The sequence below is a fragment of the Pseudomonas sp. MIL9 genome (genome assembly GCF_016887925.1).
Taxonomy (GTDB): domain Bacteria; phylum Pseudomonadota; class Gammaproteobacteria; order Pseudomonadales; family Pseudomonadaceae; genus Aquipseudomonas; species Aquipseudomonas mohnii.
In genome coordinates this window covers 1-22,863 of the sequence record NZ_JAFEHE010000042.1, presented here as the reverse complement: position 1 = coordinate 22,863, position 22,863 = coordinate 1, and the positions used below count along the sequence as shown (strand labels likewise).

Sequence of the window (22,863 nt, the reverse complement as noted above, 5' to 3'; positions counted from 1 at the left end):
CAGGGTTACTCGTCCGGGTCTGATTCTCCGGAAGACGACACCTGCAGCTCAGCCCGCTCGATGACTTCCTCGACCCCGAAGTCGACGTTGGTCAACTTGAAATACTCAATCAGGATTTTCAGACTGGCTTCGTTGAGCGGATTGCCGTGCAGATCGATGCTTTCGGCAGCCTCCATCGGCAGTTCGAGAATATCGGTGGGTATCCGGGTGATCTCGTTACTGCTCAGATTCGCGATGTCCAGACTCTTGAGTTGCAACAGGCCGGCAGGCAGTTCGGTGAGCCGGCAGTTGTCCAGTTGCAGGGTGGCCAGATCGGTCATCTGAGTGACATCCGGTGCGAGTCCCAGCGGGTTGTTACTCAAGTCCAGGAAGTCCAGTTGAGTCATCTCGGACAGGTTCAGGACGCTCTGTGCCGTCAGGGCGATGTGGCAGTCCGGGAGGTTCAACGAGGTCAGTTCGCCCATGCGGAAAATCGCGTCCGGGATGTTGCCCAGGTGAAAGTCGCGGATGCTGAGGGTCTTGAGTTTCGGGAAGCCTTCCAGGAACCGGCTAACGCCCATGGGCATGCCGCTTTCGCTATTGAGATAAACCATCGTGACATGGCTGAAGTCTGCACTCAGTGCTGGCAAGTCGCCGCTAATGTGGGTGTCCAGGCTCAAGTCGTAGCTCGGTTGCAGCAAGTCGCTCATGTCTTCGGCCCCCGTTTCCCGACGCCAGCATCGCAGCACGAGCTGTTTGAATTCGTCTCGGGCCCAATGCTCGTTCAGCAGTTGTTGCGCGTTGAACGGTTGTTGGGTGACGGGATGGAGAGCGGGAATGTCGGCGGTCCAGGCAGCCAGCTCGGTTTCCAGGGTGGCAAGTTCGGCTTCCAGGCGACTCAGTTCGGCTCGCCCCTCGTCCAGTGTTCCAGGCAGCGAATTCACGAATTTGCTCGCTTCTTCCTGGTCCATCATCGGATAAAGCGCTTGCGCACGTCTCAGGTCCGCCGCCTCGGCAAAGATACCGAAGTCCTGACGTGTGGCCAGGTAGTGTTGCTTGAGGCGTTCGCGGGTTGCCGACGACAGTGGGTTGTTGCCCAGGTCGAATCCTTCCTGACTGTCGGGTGGCAGTGAGAAAAGGGCTGTTGGCAATTCTTCGATCCGGTTGTTGTTGAGCAGTGCAGTGAGCAGGCGCGGGCGGGTCAGCAAGTCCTTGGGCAGCTCGGGGATGCCGGTGTGTGAGAGGTCGATGTAATTCAGGTTGGGCATGCCACCGACGTCCGGTACCAGGCCCAGCGGATTGTTAAACATATCCAGTGTGGTCAATTGAAACTGCCCGGCGAGCGTGGCGTGGGCCTCGGGGCTGAGGCGGATCGCGCAATCGCTGAGAACCAGTTCCTCAAGTTGTAGCTGCACGACAACATCCGGAAGGTGACCCAGGTTGAAGTAGCGCAGTTTCAGGGCGCGCAATCCGGTAAAACTGCTCAAGAAAGCTTGCATTCCCCGTGTGGCGCCACAGCCATCCAGTGTTAGCGTTTGGACACGGCTGAAGTCGGCGTTCAGGGCTGGCAGCTCGCCAATAATCGGTTGGAAGAAATTGAAGTCGGTCGTGGCGAATCCGGTCTGTGCAGGGACCCATTGCCGCCGCCAGCACTCCATCAGTTCGATCACGAAATGCCTTCGAGCGTGCATCTGGGTGGAGAGTTGTTCAGGTGTGAGCCTGGTTTGGGTATCAGGCAGGAACGGCGGAATATCGCTGCACCAGGGTGACAGGGTGTCGTAGAGCCCTGAATGTTCAACCATGAGTCGATTCAGTTCTGCCCGTGGCCCTGCCGGGTGTTGTTGCAGGCGCTCGACAAACGCATCGAGTTCCTCGGCCGACAGTTGCGGGAACAACGACTGGACGCGGGCTTGCAGGGTGGGCGTACGGGTGGGAAGGTGCCGATAACCATCGACGCCGCCCAACAGTCGCATGACCTTCGGGTCGTAGGCAGGCTTGAGATTGACCTGCCGGCCCAGCAGTGTGCGCAAGGCCTCGCGGCTCAGTGGGTGTTGGCGAATCAACTGTTTGAGCCGGGCCTCGTCGCCAATCCGGACGTTCAGCGCCATGCGCTCGCTGTCGGGCAATGCCTGCAGCAAGCTGTTAAAAAACGTGGTCGAACCGCTGAGTTCTTCTCCATCCTGATCAAACGGCTGATAGGCGCCGTCCTCGCCGAGCACCAGTATTTTGCGCAGGTCGGCGTCAGCGCTGCCAAGGCTGTCGATCAGGCGCCCGTCAGGGCTGTAGTGGCGTATTTCCAGGCGCAGTTGTCCGCTCCAGCCTGGCAGGTTTTCCAGTGAGTGCAGAACCAGGCAATCGGTGTCGATGTTGTCCTCGGTCGACGGCAACTCAAGGCCTTCGTAGGCGCGTGTCACCCGTACCTGCAACCTGGCCTCCTGGCTCAGCTCCGCCAGCCTGGGGGGAATCTTGCCGCTCTTGAGTTGTTGCAGCTCCAGGTCGTTGGCCGTTGTGGCAATCGCGTCTGCGATGGTGGTCGGCAATCCGGGTTCGGCATCGATGAGGATTTGTGCCATGGAGTGAGCGCCCCGTTCGAGTTCGCGGTAGCGCTGTTCGAACAGGCTCTGTCGCTTGCGTTGGGCGAGTTGGGCCAGTTTCTGGCGCAGGCTGCGCGTGCGACTTTCGAGGCGAGGGGAGGGCAGGCCGAATTCTTCGCCCATCAAGGTTCTCGCTTCTTCGTCCGACAGGGCGAGCAGGAAGGTTTTGAGCAGATCGCCGTCGTTGAGTTGCGTGACATCGATGTGCAGGCGCGGCACATCCGGCGCGGGACTTTGCCAAAGTGTGCGCGCCTCGCCATCCGTCAGTTGCAGCCCTTTGGTATTCGGCCAGTAGCCGTTGGCGTTGAGCAATTCGAGCTGGGTGACGGGGTCGGCCTTCAGGTACAGCTCCGGCCGGTCGCTGCCGATTTGCTCGATAAAGGTTTGTATGTCCTGGTCGATCGTGAAGCGCTTGAGCGTGTCGGCCAGAAGCGGCGGCAGCGACCCTGCATGGGTGTGCATCTTGCGCAGGACGTTTTCGTGGGTGCCGCTGATGGTTAGCATGCCTTCGCGTTCGCGCTCGGAAAAACGCTGCATGTCCGGTCCGATACGTCGAAGCAAGGTGGCCTGGTCCCAGCTCAGAGGTTGGTCGACCTCGGTTTGCCAGGAGCCGGCCCTGTTGTGTTTGAGCGTGGGTTTGTAGGCCTCAGGTCGGGTCGGATGGTCGATGCGATGTTCGCCCGACAAAGGATTTTCGCTGACGGCGTAGCGTTTGTTCTCCAGGGGCAAGAGGGTTTTGCCCTGATGACGGTGCAGTCCGAGTGCATCAGGTTTTGATTCGTCGGGAAGCTCGGCGGGATACTCGTACGCGGTGAGGTCGGGTTGCCAGTAACGGGTTTCGCCGTTCGGTCGCTTAACCGAGTTGAAGCGGTCGAAGAACTGCACGATTTCCTTGGGCAGCACCGAGCGCAGTTCTCCCGCTGCAATCGCGCCACCCACCGCAAATGTACCCAGCTGTACGGCGGACTCCACGACGCCCATCAGGTGCCCGAACGCCTCGCGACCCTGGCCCTGCGCCCAGTCGACGACGCTTTCGAAGGTTTCGTCGAGCAACTGGTAGGCCATGTAAGCGAGCATCAACTCACCAAGGAACGGCACGAACGGCAGGGCAATGAAGGCAGCGACATTCAACAGTGCCGAAGCGATTTCGGTGAAGGAGTCCCAAAGGGCCCAGCGGGCTTTCTGGTCGACCGTTGCAGTGGATACCGCGATGACCCGGGCATCGTTGAGAATCTTGTTGAGCTTCGACTGATACTGGTGGGTCCAAAGTTCGCCTTTGATCGGCATTGAAGCGATGCGCAGATCGACCCGCTGGTTGGGTTGCTCGCGCCAGGTCGGGCGCGGATCCCCCGGCTGAACCGGTTGCCAGGTAATGGGGGCCAGTTGGCTGTTCAACTGGGCGAAGAAGTGGCCGCGATCCTCGTGGTCGATGAAGCGGCTGAAGAATTGTTGATAGGCGGGCACGCGCAGGCGTTTGCTCAGTTCTTCGGCAAAGGCGGCGGACGATGCGTATTCCTTGATCGGATGTTCGGGGTCGTCAGGGATGTAGGTCACGACCCTGGCCACTTCGCGGGCGCTTTCAAGGTCCGGGGCAAATAACAGAACGCCAGTCAGGCGCGCGTTCATGATGGTCAACTCATGACAGCCCCATGGCTGGCCGCGCAAGCGCAGATAAGGCAGGTCCTCCAGCAGGCCAAGAATCAGCCGGTGGGTATCACTGGTCAGCCGTTGTTGCATCAGCGCCATGTGCAGGGCGGCGATGAGCGCGGTTTTCTGGCTGTCATGGATTTTCGGTTGCAGCAGTGCCGCCGCCACCGGGTTGCTGATGCCCAGATTGTCCTCCAGGTACTCTTTATAGCGCTGGCCGATATCCAGCTCCCGGCACAGGCGGGTGAACGCCGTGATGGGCATTTTTTCCGCAATCTGCGGCAAGGTCCCGAATCGCCCGTCGGCCGAGGGGGGCGTGATGAAAGTCGAGGCGGGTTCGAAGGCGTCAGTTTCGGTTTCGGCGCTTTCGAAGTTGTGCAGCGCTGCCTCCAGCAGCGACACCGTCCAGATGCGCGCGGCCCCTGACTTCAACCGCAGCCAGGGAAGGTGGGTGGGGATGTAAAGACGCAAGCAGGTTTGGCGCACGTCCAGCTCCAGGCCGAAATCGCGCTTGAGCGCCGCCTTCAGCAGCGGCTCGGCGAAATCAGCGGGGCTTTGCAGATTGGCCATCATCTGATCGACCCGATTCTGGCTGGTCACATGACGGGCGATGAGTTTGCTCAGCTCCGCGTGCTGATGTGGCGGGGCGTCCTTGAGACTGGTCGGCAATCCCGGGGTGATATTGCTCAGTGCTTCACGCCGCTGGGGCGTTGCCTGGCGCAGCCAGGACGGGATGACGTTGATCAGGTGCTGAAAGTGGGCGTCCGGCCTGAAAGCATCGGTCGCCTGGGGGGCAGGTTGGGTCGTCATGGGGTCGAGTGGGCCATCGAAGTTTGAGAAGGCCCTAAGGAAACCGCGCGAAGGCGGACGACGTGCGGTACATATTTACCTCACTCGCCCAATCCGTATCGGTTACAACGGAGCAAGCCTGCCGCAAACGCTCGCCGCCAGTTAAACTGCGCCTTTGCGACCCTATATGTCGCATTGCCGTAAACCCGGGAAAATCCGGGGTTTGCGCTATAAGAAGTTGTCGCTTGGCGGCAAGGCCGGGCCGAAAACTGTCCTTACAATCCCCCCATCGCTCGCCAGTTTCAGGCGAGTGTTCGTCTTCAGGAGACTCCGATGTCCGTTGAGCACGCTGCGGTACAACGCGCCGATTTCGACCAGGTAATGGTTCCCAACTACGCGCCTGCCGCTTTCATTCCAGTGCGTGGCGCCGGTTCCCGCGTATGGGACCAGTCCGGCCGCGAGTTGATCGACTTCGCCGGCGGGATTGCGGTAAACGTATTGGGCCATGCGCATCCGGCGCTGGTCGGTGCGTTGACCGAGCAAGCCAACAAGCTGTGGCATGTGTCCAACGTGTTCACCAATGAGCCGGCCTTGCGCCTGGCCCATAAGCTGATCGATGCCACTTTTGCCGAGCGCGTGTTCTTCTGCAACTCCGGTGCTGAAGCCAACGAGGCTGCCTTCAAGCTGGCCCGTCGCGTCGCGTTCGATCGCTTCGGCAGCGAAAAATACGAAATCATTGCCGCGCTGAACAGCTTCCACGGTCGTACTCTGTTCACCGTGAACGTGGGTGGCCAGTCGAAGTACTCCGACGGCTTCGGTCCAAAAATCACCGGTATCACTCACGTCCCTTACAACGATCTGGCCGCTTTGAAAGCCGCCGTTTCCGACAAGACCTGTGCCGTGGTACTGGAGCCGATCCAGGGTGAGGGCGGCGTACTGCCGGCCGAACTGGCCTACCTGCAAGGCGCCCGCGAGTTGTGCACCGAGCACAACGCGCTGCTGGTGTTCGACGAAGTGCAAACCGGTATGGGCCGCAGCGGCAAGCTGTTCGCGTATCAACACTACGGCGTGACCCCGGACATCCTGACCAGCGCCAAGAGCCTGGGCGGCGGTTTCCCGATCGCGGCGATGTTGACCACCGAAGACCTGGCCAAACACCTGGTCGTTGGCACCCACGGCACCACCTACGGCGGCAACCCGCTGGCATGCGCCGTCGCGGAAGCCGTGATCGACGTGATCAACACCCCTGAAGTGCTGAACGGTGTCAATGCCAAGCACGACAAGTTCAAGGCCCGCCTGGAACAAATCGGCGAGAAATACGGCCTGTTCACCCAGGTGCGTGGCCTGGGCCTGCTGATCGGTTGCGTACTGAGCGATGCCTGGAAAGGCAAGGCCAAGGACATCTTCAACGCCGCTGAAAAAGAAGGCCTGATGATTCTGCAAGCCGGCCCGGACGTGATTCGTTTTGCCCCGAGCCTGGTGATTGACGACGCCGATATTGATGCCGGCCTGGATCGCTTCGAGCGCGCCGCAGCTAAGCTGACACAAGCCTGATAGACCTTTCGACGCCTGTCCATTCAGGCGTCGAACCCAATTCTGATGCCGGACCCGCTTTCCTGTCGGAGCGAGTCTGCTCGCGAGGGTGTGTCAGTCGACATCATTGTTACTGATCCAGCCTCACGAGCAGGCCCGCTCCTACAAGGGGCCGGCTAATTTTCCTCAAAGAGTTTTTAAAAAGGAGTGACACCATGCTGGTGATGCGCCCCGCGCAAATGGCTGATCTGGGCGAGGTACAGCGTCTGGCTGCGGACAGCCCTATTGGTGTCACTTCCCTGCCGGATGACGTTGAACGCCTGAGCGACAAGATCGCGGCAAGCGAAGCCTCATTCGCCGCCGAAGTCAGCTTCAACGGTGAAGAGAGCTATTTCTTCGTCCTCGAAGACACCGCGACCGGCAAACTGGTCGGTTGCTCGGCAATCGTCGCCTCGGCAGGCTATTCCGAGCCGTTCTACAGTTTCCGCAATGAAACCTTCGTGCATGCTTCCCGTGAGCTGAAGATTCATAACAAGATTCATGTGCTTTCTCAGTGCCACGACCTGACCGGCAACAGCTTGCTGACCAGTTTCTACGTACAGCGCGAGCTGGTGGGGTCGCCTTGGGCGGAGCTCAATTCCCGTGGTCGCCTGCTGTTCGTGGCCAGCCATCCGGAGCGCTTTGCCGATTCCGTGGTGACCGAGATCGTCGGTTACAGCGATGAAAATGGCGATTCGCCGTTCTGGGACGCCATCGGTCGCAACTTCTTCGACCTCAACTACGCCGAAGCAGAGCGTCTTTGCGGCCTGAAGAGCCGGACGTTCCTCGCCGAACTGATGCCGCATTACCCGATCTATGTGCCGTTGCTGCCGGATTCGGCACAAGAAGCGATGGGGCAGGTTCACCCGCGGGCGCAGATCACTTTCGACATCTTGATGCGCGAAGGCTTCGAGACCGATCACTACATCGACATCTTCGACGGCGGCCCGACCTTGCACGCCCGTGTTTCGGGGATTCGTTCGATTGCCCAGAGCCGTGTGGTGCCGGTGAAAATCGGTGAGCCGGTCAAAGGCGCCGGTCGTCAGTACCTGGTGGCCAACGCCCAGTTGCAGGATTACCGCGCGGTATTGCTCGAGCTTGATTACGCGCCGGGCAAACCCGTCACCCTGGATCTGGAAGCAGCCGAAGCCCTGGGCGTCGGTGAAGGTGCCAGCGTGCGCCTGGTGGCGGTTTAACGCCTGCTTCAATGAATGCTTAGAAAGCAGCGAGTTTCGCGGGTGGCGCAAGCGACCCGATTGAGGAGATAGCATGATCGTTCGTCCCGTACGCAGCAGCGATTTACCCGCTCTGATCGACCTGGCCCGCAGCACCGGCACCGGCCTGACCACCTTGCCAGCCAACGAAGAGCGCCTGGCCCATCGGGTCGGCTGGGCCGAGAAGACTTTCCGTGGCGAAGCCGGGCGGGGCGATGCGGACTACCTGTTCGTACTCGAAGACGATGACGGCCGCGTGGTGGGCATTTCCGCCATCGCCGGTGCCGTAGGCCTGCGTGAGCCTTGGTACAACTTCCGCGTGGGGCTGACGGTCAGTGCCTCGCAGGAGCTGAAGATCTATCGCGAAATCCCGACGCTGTTCCTGGCCAACGACCTGACCGGTAACTCGGAACTGTGCTCGTTGTTCCTGCACGCCGACTACCGCAGTGGCCTCAACGGCCGCATGCTGTCCAAGGCGCGGATGCTGTTCATCGCCGAATTCCCGCACCTGTTCGGCAACAAGATCATCGCCGAGATGCGCGGCGTGTCCGATGAAGCCGGGCGTTCGCCATTCTGGGAAAGCCTGGGCCGGCACTTCTTCAAAATGGAATTCAGCCAGGCCGATTACCTGACCGGCGTTGGCAACAAGGCGTTCATCGCCGAACTGATGCCGAAATTCCCGCTGTACACCTGCTTCCTCTCTCCGGAGGCACGCAACGTGATCGGTCAGGTTCATCCCGACACTGAGCCGGCGCTGGCGATGCTCAAGAGCGAAGGTTTCAGCTATCAAGGCTACGTCGATATCTTCGACGCCGGCCCGGCCATCGAGTGCGAAACCGGCAAGATCCGTGCGGTGCGCGACAGCCAGGCCCTGGTGCTGGCCATCGGCACGCCGGGTGACGACGCCACGCCATTCATTATTCACAACCGCAAGCGCGAAGACTGCCGGATCACTGCCGCACCCGCACGCTTCGCCGCCGGTACGCTGGTGGTCGATCCGCTGACCGCCAAACGTCTTCAACTCAACGCCGGCGATCAAGTGCGCGCCGTTCCGTTGTCCGCTGCTCGGGAGTCGAAATAATGAAGTCGCTTTACATTGCAGGTGAATGGCTGGCCGGTCAGGGCGAAACCTTCGAGTCGCTGAACCCGGTGACCCAGCAGGTGGTTTGGTCCGGCGAAGGCGCTACCGCTGCCCAAGTTGAATCGGCCGTACAAGCGGCGCGCCAGGCGTTCCCGGCCTGGGCTCGCCGCACGCTGGAAGAACGCATCTCGGTGCTGGAGGCTTTCGCCGCGGCATTGAAGAACAACGCTGACGAACTGGCCCGCACCATCGGTGAAGAAACCGGCAAACCCCTCTGGGAAGCGGCGACCGAAGTCACCAGCATGGTCAACAAGATTGCGATCTCGGTGCAGAGTTACCGTGAACGTACCGGCGAGAAGAGCGGCCCGCTGGGCGACGCCACCGCCGTACTGCGTCACAAGCCACATGGCGTGGTCGCCGTGTTCGGTCCCTACAATTTCCCTGGTCACCTGCCCAACGGCCACATCGTGCCGGCGTTGCTGGCCGGTAACACCGTGCTGTTCAAACCGAGCGAGCTGACGCCGAAAGTCGCCGAGTTGACGGTCAAGTGCTGGATCGAAGCCGGCTTGCCAGCCGGCGTGTTGAACCTGCTGCAAGGCGCTCGCGAAACCGGTATCGCCCTGGCGGCGAACCCTGGCATCGACGGTCTGTTCTTCACCGGTTCCAGCCGTACCGGCAATCATCTGCACCAACAATTCGCCGGTCGTCCGGACAAGATCCTGGCGCTGGAAATGGGTGGCAACAACCCGCTGGTGGTCGATCAGGTCGCCGACCTCGATGCCGCCATTTACACCATCATCCAGTCGGCTTTCATTTCTGCCGGTCAGCGTTGCACCTGCGCGCGCCGCCTGCTGGTGCCGCAAGGCGCCTGGGGCGACACCCTGCTGGCGCGTCTGGTGGCGGTCAGCTCGACTCTTTCAGTCGGGGCCTTCGATCAACAACCGGCACCGTTCATGGGCTCGGTGATTTCCCTCGGCGCCGCTAAAGCACTGATGGACGCCCAGGCACAGTTGCTGGCTAACGGTGCGGTGTCGTTGCTGGAGATGACTCAGCCTCAGGCGCAATCCGCATTGCTGACCCCTGGCATTCTGGATGTGACCGCCGTGGCGGATCGCCCGGACGAAGAGTTGTTCGGCCCGCTGCTGCAAGTGATCCGCTACGCTGATTTTGAATCGGCGATTGCTGAGGCCAACGACACGGCCTACGGTCTGGCTGCGGGTCTGCTGTCGGATTCCGAAGCGCGTTACCAGCAATTCTGGCTGGAGAGCCGTGCCGGTATCGTCAACTGGAACAAGCAGTTGACCGGTGCTGCCAGCAGCGCGCCATTCGGCGGCGTTGGCGCCTCGGGCAACCATCGCGCCAGCGCCTACTACGCGGCGGATTACTGCGCGTATCCGGTGGCCTCGCTGGAAACCCCGAGCCTGGCCTTGCCGTCGGCTCTGACCCCCGGCGTGAAAATGGCCTGACGCCCTTTCGCGAGCAAGCTCGCTCCCACAGTGATTGCGTCGTACACAAATTGTATGAACACCACTGAACCTGTGGGAGCGAGCTTGCTCGCGATGGCCGCGACTCGGTCTAAAAGAATAGTTACTGAAGCCTATAACAACAGATTCTCGTGGAGCCTCGCTGATGAAATCCTATGAAGTCAATTTTGACGGTCTAGTGGGGCCTACCCATAACTACGGTGGCCTGTCCTACGGCAACGTGGCGTCCCAGAGCAACAGCCAGCAGTCTTCGAACCCGAAGGAAGCCGCGCTGCAAGGCCTGGCAAAAATGAAAGCGCTGATGGAAATGGGCTTTCAGCAAGGCGTGCTGGCGCCACAAGAGCGCCCGGACGTGGCGGCATTGCGTCGCCTGGGCTTCAGCGGCACCGACGCTCAAGTCATCGAGCGCGCCGCCAAAGACGCCATGCCCCTGCTGGTTGCCAGCTGCTCGGCTTCGAGCATGTGGGTGGCCAACGCCGCTACCGTCAGCCCAAGTGCCGACACCGCGGATGGCCGCGTGCATTTCACCGCCGCCAACCTGAATTGCAAATACCACCGCAGCATCGAACACCCGACCACCAGTCGCGTGCTGGGGGCGATGTTCGCCGACCAGAAGCACTTCGCGCACCACGCGGCCCTGCCGGCCGTGGCGCAGTTCGGTGACGAAGGCGCCGCCAACCACACCCGTTTCTGCCGTGAGTACGGTGAAGCCGGCGTTGAATTTTTCGTCTTCGGTCGCAGTGCGTTCGATACCCGCTACCCGGCACCGCAGAAGTACCCGGCGCGCCAGACCCTCGAAGCGTCGCAGGCCGTTGCCCGTTTGCACGGCCTGAGCGATGACGGCGTGGTCTATGGCCAGCAGAACCCATCGGTGATCGATCAGGGCGTATTCCACAATGACGTGATCGCCGTGGGTAATGGCGAAGTGCTGTTCTATCACGAGGACGCATTCCTCGAGACCGAGCAGATGCTGGCCGAGTTGCAGAGCAAGCTCGCCAGGGTCGGTGGCAAATTCCAGTCGATCTGCGTGCCGCGTTCCGCTGTAACCGTTGAAGACGCGGTTCGTTCCTACCTGTTCAATAGCCAGCTGCTGTCCCGTCCGGACGGTTCCATGCTGTTGATCGTGCCGGAAGAGTGCCGTGGCAATGAGCGTGTCTGGCAATACCTGCAGGGTTTGACCAGCTCCGGCGGCCTGATCCGCGAAGTCAAAGTCTTCGATCTCAAGCAGAGCATGCAGAACGGCGGTGGCCCGGCTTGCCTGCGTTTGCGCGTCGCTCTCAACGAAACCGAACTGGCGGCGGTCAATCCAGGAGTTATCATGACGGCGCCGTTGTATGGCACGTTGACCGAATGGGTCGACAAGCACTACCGCGACCGCATGACCGAAAACGATCTGGCGGACCCGCAATTGTTGCTTGAGTGCCGGACGGCACTGGATGAACTGACACAAATCCTTAAACTGGGCTCGGTTTATCCATTCCAGATCAATTGATCGACGGCGCGCGCTCGGGCACGACAGCGCGCCGCTTCATCTCAAATGAGAGCGTAAATAAATGAGCGATACCCTGCAGCTGATCCTTGAAGACACCGATGGCACGCAACTGGAGACTTCCTGCACCCGTGTCGCGGTCCTGTGGCAAGGCAAAGAGCTGTGGATCCAGCATGATGGCCGTGGTCAGTTGCTGATTGGCGTGGACGTCGAAGAAGGTGACGCCGAATACGCCAACCTGCTGCTGCGCCCATTGGCGACTAATCTGGTAAGTCTGCAACTGGAAATGGAACCGGCTGAAGTCGGTGACGAAGACCACGTTCACGGCCCGGATTGCAATCACGATCACTAAGGAAACCGCTCTATGCTCGCCCTCGGCAAACTGCTTGAACTGACCCTCGCCGGCCGTGAACCGGCGGAGAAGACTCAACTGACTGTCGAAGGCGTGCGCATGCGCTGGTTGAGCGAAGGTGCGCTGGAAGTCCGGCCACCTGAAGCTCGCGACAATGGCCTGGACCTGCTGCTGTCGGCGGGTATCCACGGTAATGAAACAGCGCCGATCGAACTGCTCGATCGCCTGTTGCATGACATCGCCCGCGGTGATCTGAAACCGCGTGCACGTATTCTGTTCCTGTTCGGCAACCCCGAGGCGATTCGCAAAGGCGAGCGTTTCGTCGAGCAGGACGTCAATCGGCTGTTCAACGGCCGTCACGAACAAAGCAGCGGCTCCGAAGCGTTGCGCGCTTGTGAGCTGGAGCGCCTGGCGGCGAGTTTCTTCAGCCTGCCGGACCGCGATCGCCTGCACTATGACCTGCATACCGCTATTCGCGGCTCGAAAATCGAGCAGTTCGCGTTGTATCCGTGGAAGGAAGGTCGTCAGCATTCACGCCAGGAGCTGGCCCGCCTGCGCGCCGCCGGCATGGAGGCGGTGCTGCTGCAGAACAAGCCGTCCATCGTTTTCAGTTCCTACACCTACGACAAGCTCGGTGCCGAGTCCTTCACGCTGGAGTTGGGCAAGGCGCGGCCATTCGGGCAGAACGACGGGGTGAACGTGTCCAGGCTGGAAACACGCCTCAAACAGATTATCGAAGGCTCCGAGCCGGCGCTGAATGAAGTGGCGCTGGATGGCTTGAAGCTGTTCAGCGTCGCGCGGGAAATCATCAAGCACAGCGATAACTTCCGCCTGAACTTGCCAGCGGACATCGAAAACTTTTCGGAGTTGGAAGTGGGTTATCTGTTGGCCGAAGACATCGCCCAGACCCGCTGGATCATCGAGGAGGAGGGCGCCCGGATCATCTTCCCGAACCCCAAGGTGAAGAATGGCCTGCGTGCCGGCATCCTGATCGTACCGACCACCGACGAAAATCTGGCCTGACCGGATAACCCTGTAGGAGCGAGCTCGCTCGCGATGGACTTGAGAACGCCGCGGGGTATCAGATACACGGCGTTTTCGTTGAAGACCATCGCGAGCAGGCTCGCTCCTACAGGTCCTGTGTTAAACAGCGACTGCGCGCGGCTCAGTACGGCGCAGGCTGCGAATCTTGTGCAGCGTATCCGCGCACGTCTTCGCCGCTTCCTGGCCTTTGTGCACGAAATGCTCGAAGAAGAACTTCTGGTGTTCTTCACCGGCATGGAAGTGGTGCGGGGTCAGGGACACCGAGAACACTGGCACTTCGGTTTCCAGCTGAACCTGCATCAGGCCGCTGACCACTGACTGGGCGACGAACTCGTGACGGTAGATGCCGCCGTCCACCACGAGGGCTGCCGCTACGATGCCGGCATAACGGCCGGTCTTGGCCAGCAGCTTGGCGTGCAGGGGCATTTCAAAGGCGCCGCCGACTTCGAAGAAGTCGATGTCGGATTCCTGATAACCCTGGGCAATCATTTCGCTGACGAAGCCTTTACGGCTCTGATCAACAATATCCTTGTGCCAGCAGGCCTGGATGAACGCAACGCGTTCGCCGTGATGGTTTTTGCTTTTGCTGTCGATTGCGGTGGGTTGCATGTTCTGACTCCTGTTTGTGTGAAAAACAGGGCGTTATGAATCGAATGGGATTTAAGGGTACGCAGGCGCAAGTGCCTGCGGACGGCGCTTTGGTATAGAGCCTAGGCGGCGCCAATCCCGTTCTCTCTTCATCCGGACTATGACCGTCGGCCCCGGGATCACACCGGGTCTGCTGACCTTGCCGCCAGTCACCGCCGAAGCCGTACTGTCGCCAAGCGCTCGCGGGCTATGCGCGTTGCGCGCAATTACCGCCGGTGGGGAGTTGCACCCCGCCCTGAGAACGTTTTGCCGCCAGATTGTCTGGCGGCGCAGCGTTTTTAACACATATTTCCTACGTGCGCATCGATGCTTTCAGATCAATCTCATCGAATTTTTCACTGGATTACCCCGACTTTTCCTTCTCCAAGGGTTGATTATTCATCGGCATGACCGCAGTAATTCTTTTCTGAAAGGGATTTCCCCTGTTTACCGAGGCCAGATTCATGAGTGTTATCGATCTTCGCAGCGACACCGTCACCCAACCCACCGCCGGCATGCTCGATGCGATGACCGGCGCCGCCACCGGCGACGACGTTTATGGTGAGGATCCGACGGTCAATCGACTGGAAGCCGAATTGGCCCGGCGCCTGGGTTTTGCGGCGGCGCTGTTCGTACCGACCGGCACGATGAGTAATTTGTTGGGGCTGATGGCTCACTGCGAACGCGGTGACGAGTACATCGTCGGTCAGCAAGCGCACACCTATAAATACGAAGGTGGCGGCGCGGCAGTGCTCGGTTCGATCCAACCGCAGCCACTGGAAGTGCAGGCAGATGGTTCGCTGGATCTGGCGCAGGTCGCCGCCGCGATCAAGCCGGATGACTTCCACTTCGCCCGGACCCGATTGCTGGCGCTGGAAAACACCATGCAGGGCAAGGTTCTGCCGCTGGAATATCTGGCAAGGGCGCGCCGTTTTACCCGTGAGCATGGGCTGCAACTGCACCTGGACGGCGCGCGGCTGTACAACGCAGCGGTCAAGCTCGGGGTCGACGCCCGGGAAATCACCCGGCATTTCGACTCTGTCTCGGTTTGTCTGTCCAAAGGTCTGGGCGCGCCGGTGGGTTCGGTGCTGTGCGGCTCGGCCGAGTTGATCGGCAAGGCTCGGCGCCTGCGCAAGATGGTCGGCGGCGGCATGCGGCAGGCCGGGATTCTGGCGGCGGCAGGCTTGTATGCGCTGGACAACAACGTTCAGCGGCTGGCTGATGACCACGCCAACGCACAATTGCTGGCCGAGGGCCTGCGCGCGGCAGGTTTTGAGGTCGAGCCGGTGCAGACCAATATGGTCTACGTGCAGATGGGCGACCAGGCCGAAGCGCTCAAGGCGTTCGCCGACGCGCGCGGGATCAAGTTGAGCGCGGCCGCACGCCAGCGAATGGTCACGCACATGGACGTCAGTGCGGCGCAAATCGAGCAGGTCGTCGCGACATTCGTCGACTTTTCGCGCAAGTGATAGCGTTAGCGCTCCAATTGACTGTTTCTATCGTATAAACACGCTGTACCCCGCGCGCAGGGCCGATATAATGCGGCCCTTTGCCGTCGCTTCGTCTGTTGACGTTTCGAACAGGCCTTTGGCCGCAGCCTCCGTGGAAGAACCTAATGAAAAGCGCAGAAATCCGTGAAGCCTTCCTTCGCTTCTTCGAAGAGCAAGGCCACACCCGTGTAGCCTCCAGCTCTTTGATTCCGGGCAACGACCCAACCCTGCTGTTCACCAACGCGGGGATGAACCAGTTCAAGGACTGTTTCCTGGGCCAGGAAAAGCGCGCGTACACCCGCGCCGTCAGCAGCCAGAAATGCGTGCGCGCCGGCGGCAAGCACAACGACCTGGAAAACGTCGGCTATACCGCCCGTCACCATACTTTCTTCGAAATGCTGGGTAACTTCAGCTTCGGTGACTATTTCAAGCGTGATGCCATCACCTACGCCTGGACCTTCCTGACTTCCGACAAATGGCTGAACCTGCCGAAGGAGAAGCTCTGGGTCACGGTCTATGCCAGCGATGACGAGGCGTACGACATCTGGACCAAGGAAATCGGCGTTCCCGCCGAGCGCATGGTTCGTATCGGCGACAACAAGGGCGCGCCTTACGCTTCCGATAACTTCTGGACCATGGGCGATACCGGCCCGTGCGGTCCTTGCACCGAGATTTTCTACGATCACGGCGCCGACATCTGGGGTGGCCCACCGGGCTCGCCGGAAGAAGACGGCGACCGCTACATCGAAATCTGGAACAACGTGTTCATGCAGTTCAACCGCACCGCCGATGGCGTGTTGCACCCGCTGCCAGCGCCGTCGGTAGACACCGGCATGGGCCTTGAGCGGATCAGTGCCGTGCTGCAGCACGTGCATTCGAACTATGAAATCGACCTGTTCCAGAGCCTGCTGAGCGCATCGGCCAAGGCCATCGGTTGCACCAACGACGCACAGGCTTCCCTGAAAGTCGTGGCTGACCACATCCGTTCTTGCGGTTTCCTGATCGCTGACGGCGTGCTGCCATCCAACGAAGGCCGTGGCTATGTGCTGCGCCGGATCATTCGTCGCGCCTGCCGTCACGGCAACAAGCTCGGGGCCAAGGGCAGCTTCTTCTACCAGATCGTCGCGGCACTGGTCGCCGAGATGGGCGAAGCCTTCCCTGAACTGAAATCCCAGCAGGCGCACATCGAACGCGTTCTGAAGGCCGAAGAAGAGCAATTCGCCAAGACCCTGGAGCAGGGCCTGAAAATCCTCGAGCAGGATCTCGCCGAACTCAAGGGCGACGTGGTGCCCGGCGATGTGGTGTTCAAGCTCTACGACACCTACGGTTTCCCGATGGACCTGACCGGCGACATCGCTCGCGAACGCAACCTGACCATCGACGAAGAAGGTTTCGAACGCGAAATGGAAGCCCAGCGCGTCCGTGCCCGTTCGGCCAGCTCCTTCGGCATGGACTACAACAGCCTGGTCAAGGTGGATGTCGATACCGAGTTCACCGGTTACCACGCCACCAGCGGTTCGGCGAAAGTCGTTGCCCTCTATAAGGACGGGCAATCGGTCGATGTGTTGAGCGAAGGCGAAGAAGGCGTGGTCGTTCTGAACCAGACCCCGTTCTACGCGGAGTCCGGCGGCCAGGTCGGCGATTGCGGCTACCTGCAGGCCGGTGCTTCGCGCTTCGATGTGCGCGACACCACCAAGACCGGTGGCGCGTTCCTGCATCACGGTGTGCTGGCGTCGGGTAGCCTGTTGATCGGTGCGCCGGTGGAAACCCACGTCGAGGCTGACGTGCGTCACGCCACTTCGCTGAACCACTCGGCCACTCACTTGCTGCACGCCGCGTTGCGCCAGGTGCTGGGCGATCACGTTCAGCAGAAAGGCTCGTTGGTCGACAGTCAGCGCCTGCGTTTCGACTTCAGTCACTTCGAGGCGATCAAGCCGGAACAGCTCAAAGCGCTGGAAGAGATCGTCAACGCCGAAATTCGCAAGAACTCCGCGGTTGAAACCGAAGAGACCGATATCGAAACCGCCAAGAAGAAAGGCGCCATGGCGCTGTTCGGCGAGAAGTATGGCGACAATGTTCGCGTGCTGAGCATGGGCGGTGATTTCTCCGTTGAGCTGTGCGGCGGTATTCACGCCAACCGTACCGGCGACATCGGCCTGCTGAAAATCATCAGTGAGGGCGGTGTGGCGTCTGGTGTGCGTCGTATCGAAGCGGTCACCGGTGCTGCGGCCCTGGCCTACTTGAATGCGGCCGAAGAACAACTCAAGGAAGCGGCCAACCTGGTCAAGGGCAGCCGCGACAACCTGATCGACAAGTTGTCGGCTGTGCTGGAGCGCAACCGTCTGCTGGAGAAACAACTCGAGCAATTGCAAGCCAAGGCCGCCAGCGCCGCGGGCGACGATCTGTCGGCTTCGGCACTGGACGTCAAGGGTGTGAAAGTGCTGTCCGTGCGTCTGGACGGTCAGGATGGCAAGGCGCTGCTGGCGCTGGTCGATCAGCTGAAAAACAAACTCGGCCGCGCAGTGATCCTGCTCGGCAGTGTCCATGAGGAAAAGGTCGTACTGGTTGCAGGTGTAACCAAGGACCTGACTGGCCAACTCAAAGCCGGTGATTTGATGAAGCAAGCCGCTGCGGCAGTGGGCGGGAAGGGCGGTGGTCGTCCGGACATGGCGCAGGGCGGCGGTACCGACGCTGGCGCACTGGATGCAGCACTGGCGCTGACCGTTCCATTTGTAGAGCAGGGTTTATAAGGCAGTGCTCTCGGCCCGCAGTCTAGTGGCGGGCCGGAACGCTGTTTGAGTGATTATTTGGGCGCCCTTCATGGGCAGAGGCGGCTTTGAAATGGCTTTGATCGTACAGAAATTTGGAGGCACCTCGGTCGGCACTGTCGAGAGAATCGAGCAAGTCGCCGACAAGGTTAAGAAATTCCGCGATGCCGGCGATGACCTGGTGGTTGTGCTGTCTGCAATGAGCGGCGAAACCAACCGTCTGATCGATCTGGCCAAGCAAATCAGTGGCGACGGGCAACCGGTTCCGCGTGAACTGGACGTGATCGTTTCCACCGGCGAGCAGGTGACGATTGCCCTGTTGGCCATGGCGCTGATCAAGCGCGGTGTGCCGGCGGTTTCGTACACCGGTAATCAGGTCCGGATTCTGACGGATAGCGCGCACAATAAAGCGCGTATCTTGCAGATTGATGACCAGAAGATTCGCGGCGACCTGAAGGCTGGTCGTGTGGTCGTTGTCGCTGGTTTCCAGGGTGTCGACGAGCACGGCAATATCACGACCCTCGGTCGTGGCGGTTCTGACACCACGGGTGTGGCCCTGGCAGCAGCCTTGAAGGCTGATGAATGCCAGATCTACACCGATGTCGATGGCGTCTACACCACGGACCCGCGCGTCGTGTCCGTGGCCCAGCGCCTGGACAAGATCACCTTCGAAGAGATGCTGGAAATGGCCAGCCTCGGTTCCAAGGTGTTGCAGATCCGTGCGGTCGAGTTCGCCGGCAAGTACAACGTTCCGCTGCGCGTACTGCACAGCTTCAAGGAGGGTCCGGGCACCCTCATTACTATTGATGAAGAGGAAACCATGGAACAGCCGATCATTTCCGGCATCGCTTTCAACCGCGATGAAGCCAAGCTGACCATCCGTGGCGTGCCAGACACCCCGGGCGTGGCGTTCAAGATTCTCGGTCCTATCAGTGCCGCGAATATCGAAGTCGACATGATCGTGCAGAACGTTGCGCACGATAACACCACCGACTTCACCTTTACCGTGCACCGCAACGACTATCAGGCCGCACAATCAGTGCTGGAAAACACCGCTCGCGAGATCGGCGCCCGTGAAGTCGTGGGTGACACCAAGATCGCCAAGGTTTCGATCGTCGGCGTTGGCATGCGCTCCCACGCAGGCGTAGCCAGCCGCATGTTCGAATCCCTGGCCAAGGAAAGCATCAACATCCAGATGATCTCGACCTCGGAAATCAAAGTCTCCGTAGTGATCGAAGAGAAGTACCTGGAACTGGCTGTGCGCGCCCTGCACACGGCTTTCGAACTGGACGCACCGGCCCGCCAGGGCGAGTGATGCGTTTGCCAAGGAGCGCGGTCTGACCGCGCTCTTTGCTTTTTGAACGGCGCGACCCGAAGCTGTTCTTTTGCTCGTGCTGGTCAATACTCAGGCATGCAGGCCGCGACCGCTTTGGTTGTAGGTCGAGTGCCTCTTTTTTTGCAGACTGTTGTCCCTGAAATGTAATGCGTGAGGAGAAAGGTATGCTGATTCTGACTCGTCGGTGCGCAGAAAGCCTGATTATTGGTGATGGCGAAATCACTGTGACCGTGCTCGGCGTCAAAGGAAATCAAGTGCGTATTGGTGTGAATGCCCCTAAAGAGGTGGCTGTCCACCGTGAGGAAATCTACCTGCGTATCAAGAAAGAGAAGGACGAAGAACCAAGCCATTAATTTTTATCGTTTTTTATGTTTGCAAACGGGGAAGAAGCTGGTTAATATACGCCCCGTGTTGCGGAGAGCTGGCCGAGTGGCCGAAGGCGCTCCCCTGCTAAGGGAGTACACCTCAAAAGGGTGTCGGGGGTTCGAATCCCCCGTTCTCCGCCATTATTTTCGTAGTACGTTGTAATCTGGCTTCTTCGGTAAGTTGTTGAAATTACTAGAAAAAAGCGCTTTACAAACAGATTGAACGGCCTATAATGCGCGGCAACAAATGCACTCGTAGCTCAGCTGGATAGAGTACTCGGCTACGAACCGAGCGGTCACAGGTTCGAATCCTGTCGAGTGCACCATTTAAGAGTTGTTTGCAGTGATGTGAATGACTTGGCTTCAACCAGTTGTGATCTGGTATAAAAACACAAAATGCACTCGTAGCTCAGCTGGATAGAGTACTCGGCTACGAACCGAGCGGTCACAGGTTCGAATCCTGTCGAGTGCACCATTTAAGAGTTGTTTGCAGTGATGTGAATGACTTGGCTTCAACCAGTTGTGATCTGGTATAAAAACACAAAATGCACTCGTAGCTCAGCTGGATAGAGTACTCGGCTACGAACCGAGCGGTCACAGGTTCGAATCCTGTCGAGTGCACCATACAACAGAAAGCCCGCATTTAATGCGGGCTTTTTGCCGTCCGGGATTTGGCTTTTCCTTTCGTACATCCTCTCGCATCAAATTCTACGTTTGCGCTTCGACCTCGCTTGGTGTCGTAGCGATAACTCGTGGTCGAATTCCGAATGTTGATCTTGTCTGGTTTGCCCAAGGCGCTTTCGACGTCTTGTTGGCTCATGCCGGCAACAATTCGCTGATTGATGATTGCTTCTCGGCGCTCCCTGGCACTGATCAGGTTTCCACATTTGTCCTCTGGCTGGCCGACGACAGTCATATCGCGGTTTGTGAATGTCCTTCCCGGTGTTGCTAGGGGGTTGGCGTCCGGCATGAGGGCGATAGCCGTGCCGGGCGAGTAGGGTTGCACTTCCTGGGTTGAAAGGTGCTCGCCGGCTGCGCAGCCCATTGTAGTGAAGGTGATGCGTCCGTCAGGCGCTTCGCAGCGATGGATGGTTGTGGCGTGTACGACGAGTGGCAGGCAAAGAAGGGGGAGCAGTAGAAGGCAGGATGATTTTTGTGGCATTCGACGTCCTCCGTGACGGTGCTCGTTCAAAGGTAGCTGCTACATTTTCATTTGTCGGTGTGTTTTCTTTTCGGGATGAGTCGTCGCAGTTTGAAGGATCAGGATGGCGCTCAAGATTGTTTCGCAAGCGCTTGTTTCAGCCACGATTTTTTAACGTTTAAAACCGTCGGGCGGTGTTATCATTGCGCCCGTCAGCCCCGCCGGGGCTTGTGGAATACCTCCATGGACTTACCCAGTAGTTACTTAATACCCCGTTTTTCCAATCATGAATTGACTGATTGATACTTCCGGCGTGCCCCGCTGCTGGGAGTGGAGTTCGCCTATGTCTGAAGTTGAAGTAAAGAAAACGCAAGAAAGCTTGCAGGACCGCCTCGCTCAAGTTGTTGAGCTGTTGCAGCGTCAGCGAGTAGTGGAAGACCTGACTCATCGCCAGGAAGGCCCGCATCACGATCGGGTTGAGAACCTGGTCCACCGGCAGAATCTCGTCGAGTTGCAACGCAAGCTCGATGATCTGCACTCCGCCGACGTCGCCTATATCCTTGAAGCCTTGCCACTGGACGATCGTCTGGCGCTTTGGCAATTGGTCAAGGCTGATCGCGACGGCGACATCCTTCTCGAAGTATCCGACTCGGTTCGTGAAACCCTGATCGCCGACATGGACGATCATGAGCTCCTGGCTGCAGCCAAGGACATGGATGCCGACGAACTTGCTGACCTGGCCTCAGAGCTGCCGCGAGATGTCGTCCATGAGCTGATGGAAACTCTCGATGGTCAGCAGCGTGAGCGTGTTCGCTCCGCATTGTCCTATGACGAGGATCAGGTCGGTGCCTTGATGGACTTCGAGATGGTGACCATCCGTGAGGATGTCAGTCTCGAAGTGGTTTTGCGCTACCTGCGGCGCCTCAAGGAGCTGCCCGGCCATACCGACAAACTGTTTGTGGTTGATTACGACGGCGTCCTCAAAGGGGTGTTGCCGATCAAGCGTTTGCTGGTCAACGACCCGGACAAGCAGGTTTCTGAAGTGATGGCCAGCGATCCGGTGAGCTTTCATCCGGATGAAGAGGCCTACGACGCGGCTCAGGCGTTTGAGCGATACGATCTTATTTCGGCACCTGTCGTAGACAAAAACGGCAAGTTGATCGGTCGACTGACCATTGATGAAATGGTCGACCTGATTCGTGAAGAGAGCGAGAACGAAGTTCTCAATATGGCGGGTCTGCGCGAAGAAGAAGATATTTTCGCGTCCGTCTGGAAGTCCTTGCGTAACCGTTGGGCCTGGCTGGCGGTGAACCTGATCACTGCATTCGTTGCATCGCGGGTGATTGGTCTTTTCGAAGGCTCAATCGAGAAGCTGGTAGCGCTTGCGGCGCTTATGCCGATCGTGGCGGGTATCGGGGGCAATTCCGGTAATCAGACGATCACTATGATTGTTCGGGCGATGGCGTTGGATCAAGTGAGCACTGGCAATACTTCGCGACTGATGCGCAAAGAGTTGGCGGTTGCACTGATCAATGGCGTGATTTGGGGTGGTGTGATCGGCGTTGTTGCCTATCTTCTATACGGCAGCTGGTCTTTGGGTGTGGTGATGACCGCTGCCATGACACTCAATTTGTTGCTTGCAGCACTGATGGGGGTTCTGATCCCGATGACGCTGGCGCGGCTTGGGCGCGATCCTGCCATGGGGGCCAGTGTCATGATTACGGCCATGACTGATAGCGGGGGGTTCTTTATCTTCCTTGGTCTGGCGACGATCTTCCTGCTCTGAGATGTTTGTCCTAAAGCCCGCCTTCCGGCGTAATGCTGTTCACTTAAGCATTTGAGTCAAAGCCGGGCTTCCTAGAAAATCCGATGCCAGACCTCTGGCATCGGA

15 protein-coding genes, 4 tRNA genes and 1 riboswitch are annotated in these 22,863 nt (G+C 59.3%); of the genes, 16 read left to right on the top strand and 3 right to left on the bottom strand.

The window, feature by feature from the left end:
- Positions 1 to 5: 5 nt before the first annotated feature.
- Positions 6 to 5,030, bottom strand: a complete 5,025-nt coding sequence (locus JQF37_RS30850) for a leucine-rich repeat domain-containing protein (RefSeq protein WP_204149919.1) — start codon at positions 5,028 to 5,030, stop codon at positions 6 to 8.
- A gap of 312 nt (positions 5,031 to 5,342) precedes the next feature.
- On the opposite strand from JQF37_RS30850, the gene JQF37_RS30845 reads away from it, so the two are divergent.
- From JQF37_RS30845 to astE, 7 genes are all read left to right on the top strand, one after another.
- Positions 5,343 to 6,563: an aspartate aminotransferase family protein gene (locus tag JQF37_RS30845; RefSeq protein ID WP_130211414.1), complete on the top strand. Its 1,221-nt coding sequence runs from the start codon at positions 5,343 to 5,345 to the stop codon at positions 6,561 to 6,563.
- Between the two features lie 194 nt (positions 6,564 to 6,757).
- On the top strand, positions 6,758 to 7,777 hold the full coding sequence (aruF, locus tag JQF37_RS30840; RefSeq protein ID WP_025112905.1) for an arginine/ornithine succinyltransferase subunit alpha: 1,020 nt from the start codon (positions 6,758 to 6,760) through the stop codon (positions 7,775 to 7,777).
- Between the two features lie 73 nt (positions 7,778 to 7,850).
- Complete coding sequence (gene astA / locus JQF37_RS30835) at positions 7,851 to 8,876, top strand: arginine N-succinyltransferase (RefSeq protein WP_090324582.1); 1,026 nt, start codon at positions 7,851 to 7,853, stop codon at positions 8,874 to 8,876.
- On the top strand, positions 8,873 to 10,342 hold the full coding sequence (astD, locus tag JQF37_RS30830) for a succinylglutamate-semialdehyde dehydrogenase (protein ID WP_189340513.1): 1,470 nt from the start codon (positions 8,873 to 8,875) through the stop codon (positions 10,340 to 10,342). The genes astA and astD overlap by 4 nt, the downstream gene beginning before the upstream one ends.
- Positions 10,343 to 10,505: 163 nt before the next feature.
- Positions 10,506 to 11,852: an N-succinylarginine dihydrolase gene (gene astB / locus JQF37_RS30825; RefSeq protein ID WP_130211412.1), complete on the top strand. Its 1,347-nt coding sequence runs from the start codon at positions 10,506 to 10,508 to the stop codon at positions 11,850 to 11,852.
- 61 nt (positions 11,853 to 11,913) lie between these two features.
- Positions 11,914 to 12,201 (top strand): topoisomerase II, encoded by a 288-nt coding sequence (locus JQF37_RS30820; RefSeq protein WP_130211411.1) that lies wholly within the window; start codon positions 11,914 to 11,916, stop codon positions 12,199 to 12,201.
- A gap of 12 nt (positions 12,202 to 12,213) precedes the next feature.
- Positions 12,214 to 13,224, top strand: coding sequence for a succinylglutamate desuccinylase (gene astE, locus JQF37_RS30815; RefSeq protein WP_047532369.1), 1,011 nt, complete (start codon positions 12,214 to 12,216; stop codon positions 13,222 to 13,224).
- Positions 13,225 to 13,344: 120 nt separating this feature from the next.
- On the opposite strand, the gene JQF37_RS30810 is transcribed toward astE, so the two are convergent.
- Complete coding sequence (locus JQF37_RS30810; protein WP_130211410.1) at positions 13,345 to 13,854, bottom strand: 6,7-dimethyl-8-ribityllumazine synthase; 510 nt, start codon at positions 13,852 to 13,854, stop codon at positions 13,345 to 13,347.
- 115 nt (positions 13,855 to 13,969) lie between these two features.
- Positions 13,970 to 14,140, bottom strand: a riboswitch (FMN riboswitch).
- A gap of 196 nt (positions 14,141 to 14,336) precedes the next feature.
- Between JQF37_RS30810 and ltaE the strand changes: the two genes are divergently transcribed.
- From ltaE to JQF37_RS30770, 8 genes are all read left to right on the top strand, one after another.
- Entirely contained in the window at positions 14,337 to 15,341 is a 1,005-nt protein-coding gene (gene ltaE / locus JQF37_RS30805; RefSeq protein ID WP_130211409.1) for a low-specificity L-threonine aldolase, read from the top strand.
- 146 nt (positions 15,342 to 15,487) lie between these two features.
- Complete coding sequence (gene alaS, locus JQF37_RS30800) at positions 15,488 to 18,112, top strand: alanine--tRNA ligase (protein WP_130211408.1); 2,625 nt, start codon at positions 15,488 to 15,490, stop codon at positions 18,110 to 18,112.
- A 91-nt stretch (positions 18,113 to 18,203) separates the two neighbouring features.
- On the top strand, positions 18,204 to 19,445 hold the full coding sequence (locus tag JQF37_RS30795) for an aspartate kinase (RefSeq protein ID WP_007934911.1): 1,242 nt from the start codon (positions 18,204 to 18,206) through the stop codon (positions 19,443 to 19,445).
- A gap of 185 nt (positions 19,446 to 19,630) precedes the next feature.
- Positions 19,631 to 19,819 carry a carbon storage regulator CsrA gene (gene csrA, locus JQF37_RS30790; protein ID WP_002554426.1) on the top strand — a complete coding sequence of 63 codons (189 nt, stop codon included), beginning with the start codon at positions 19,631 to 19,633 and terminating at the stop codon, positions 19,817 to 19,819.
- Positions 19,820 to 19,881: 62 nt separating this feature from the next.
- A tRNA-Ser gene (locus JQF37_RS30785) sits at positions 19,882 to 19,972 on the top strand.
- A 108-nt stretch (positions 19,973 to 20,080) separates the two neighbouring features.
- A tRNA-Arg gene (locus JQF37_RS30780) sits at positions 20,081 to 20,157 on the top strand.
- A gap of 72 nt (positions 20,158 to 20,229) precedes the next feature.
- A tRNA-Arg gene (locus JQF37_RS30775) sits at positions 20,230 to 20,306 on the top strand.
- A gap of 72 nt (positions 20,307 to 20,378) precedes the next feature.
- Positions 20,379 to 20,455 (top strand) — tRNA-Arg (locus JQF37_RS30770).
- Positions 20,456 to 20,474: 19 nt separating this feature from the next.
- On the opposite strand, the gene JQF37_RS30765 is transcribed toward JQF37_RS30770, so the two are convergent.
- Positions 20,475 to 20,993, bottom strand: a complete 519-nt coding sequence (locus tag JQF37_RS30765; protein ID WP_130211407.1) for a cell envelope protein SmpA — start codon at positions 20,991 to 20,993, stop codon at positions 20,475 to 20,477.
- A gap of 322 nt (positions 20,994 to 21,315) precedes the next feature.
- On the opposite strand from JQF37_RS30765, the gene mgtE reads away from it, so the two are divergent.
- On the top strand, positions 21,316 to 22,758 hold the full coding sequence (gene mgtE / locus JQF37_RS30760) for a magnesium transporter (RefSeq protein ID WP_047532344.1): 1,443 nt from the start codon (positions 21,316 to 21,318) through the stop codon (positions 22,756 to 22,758).
- The last annotated feature ends 105 nt before the right edge of the window (positions 22,759 to 22,863 follow it).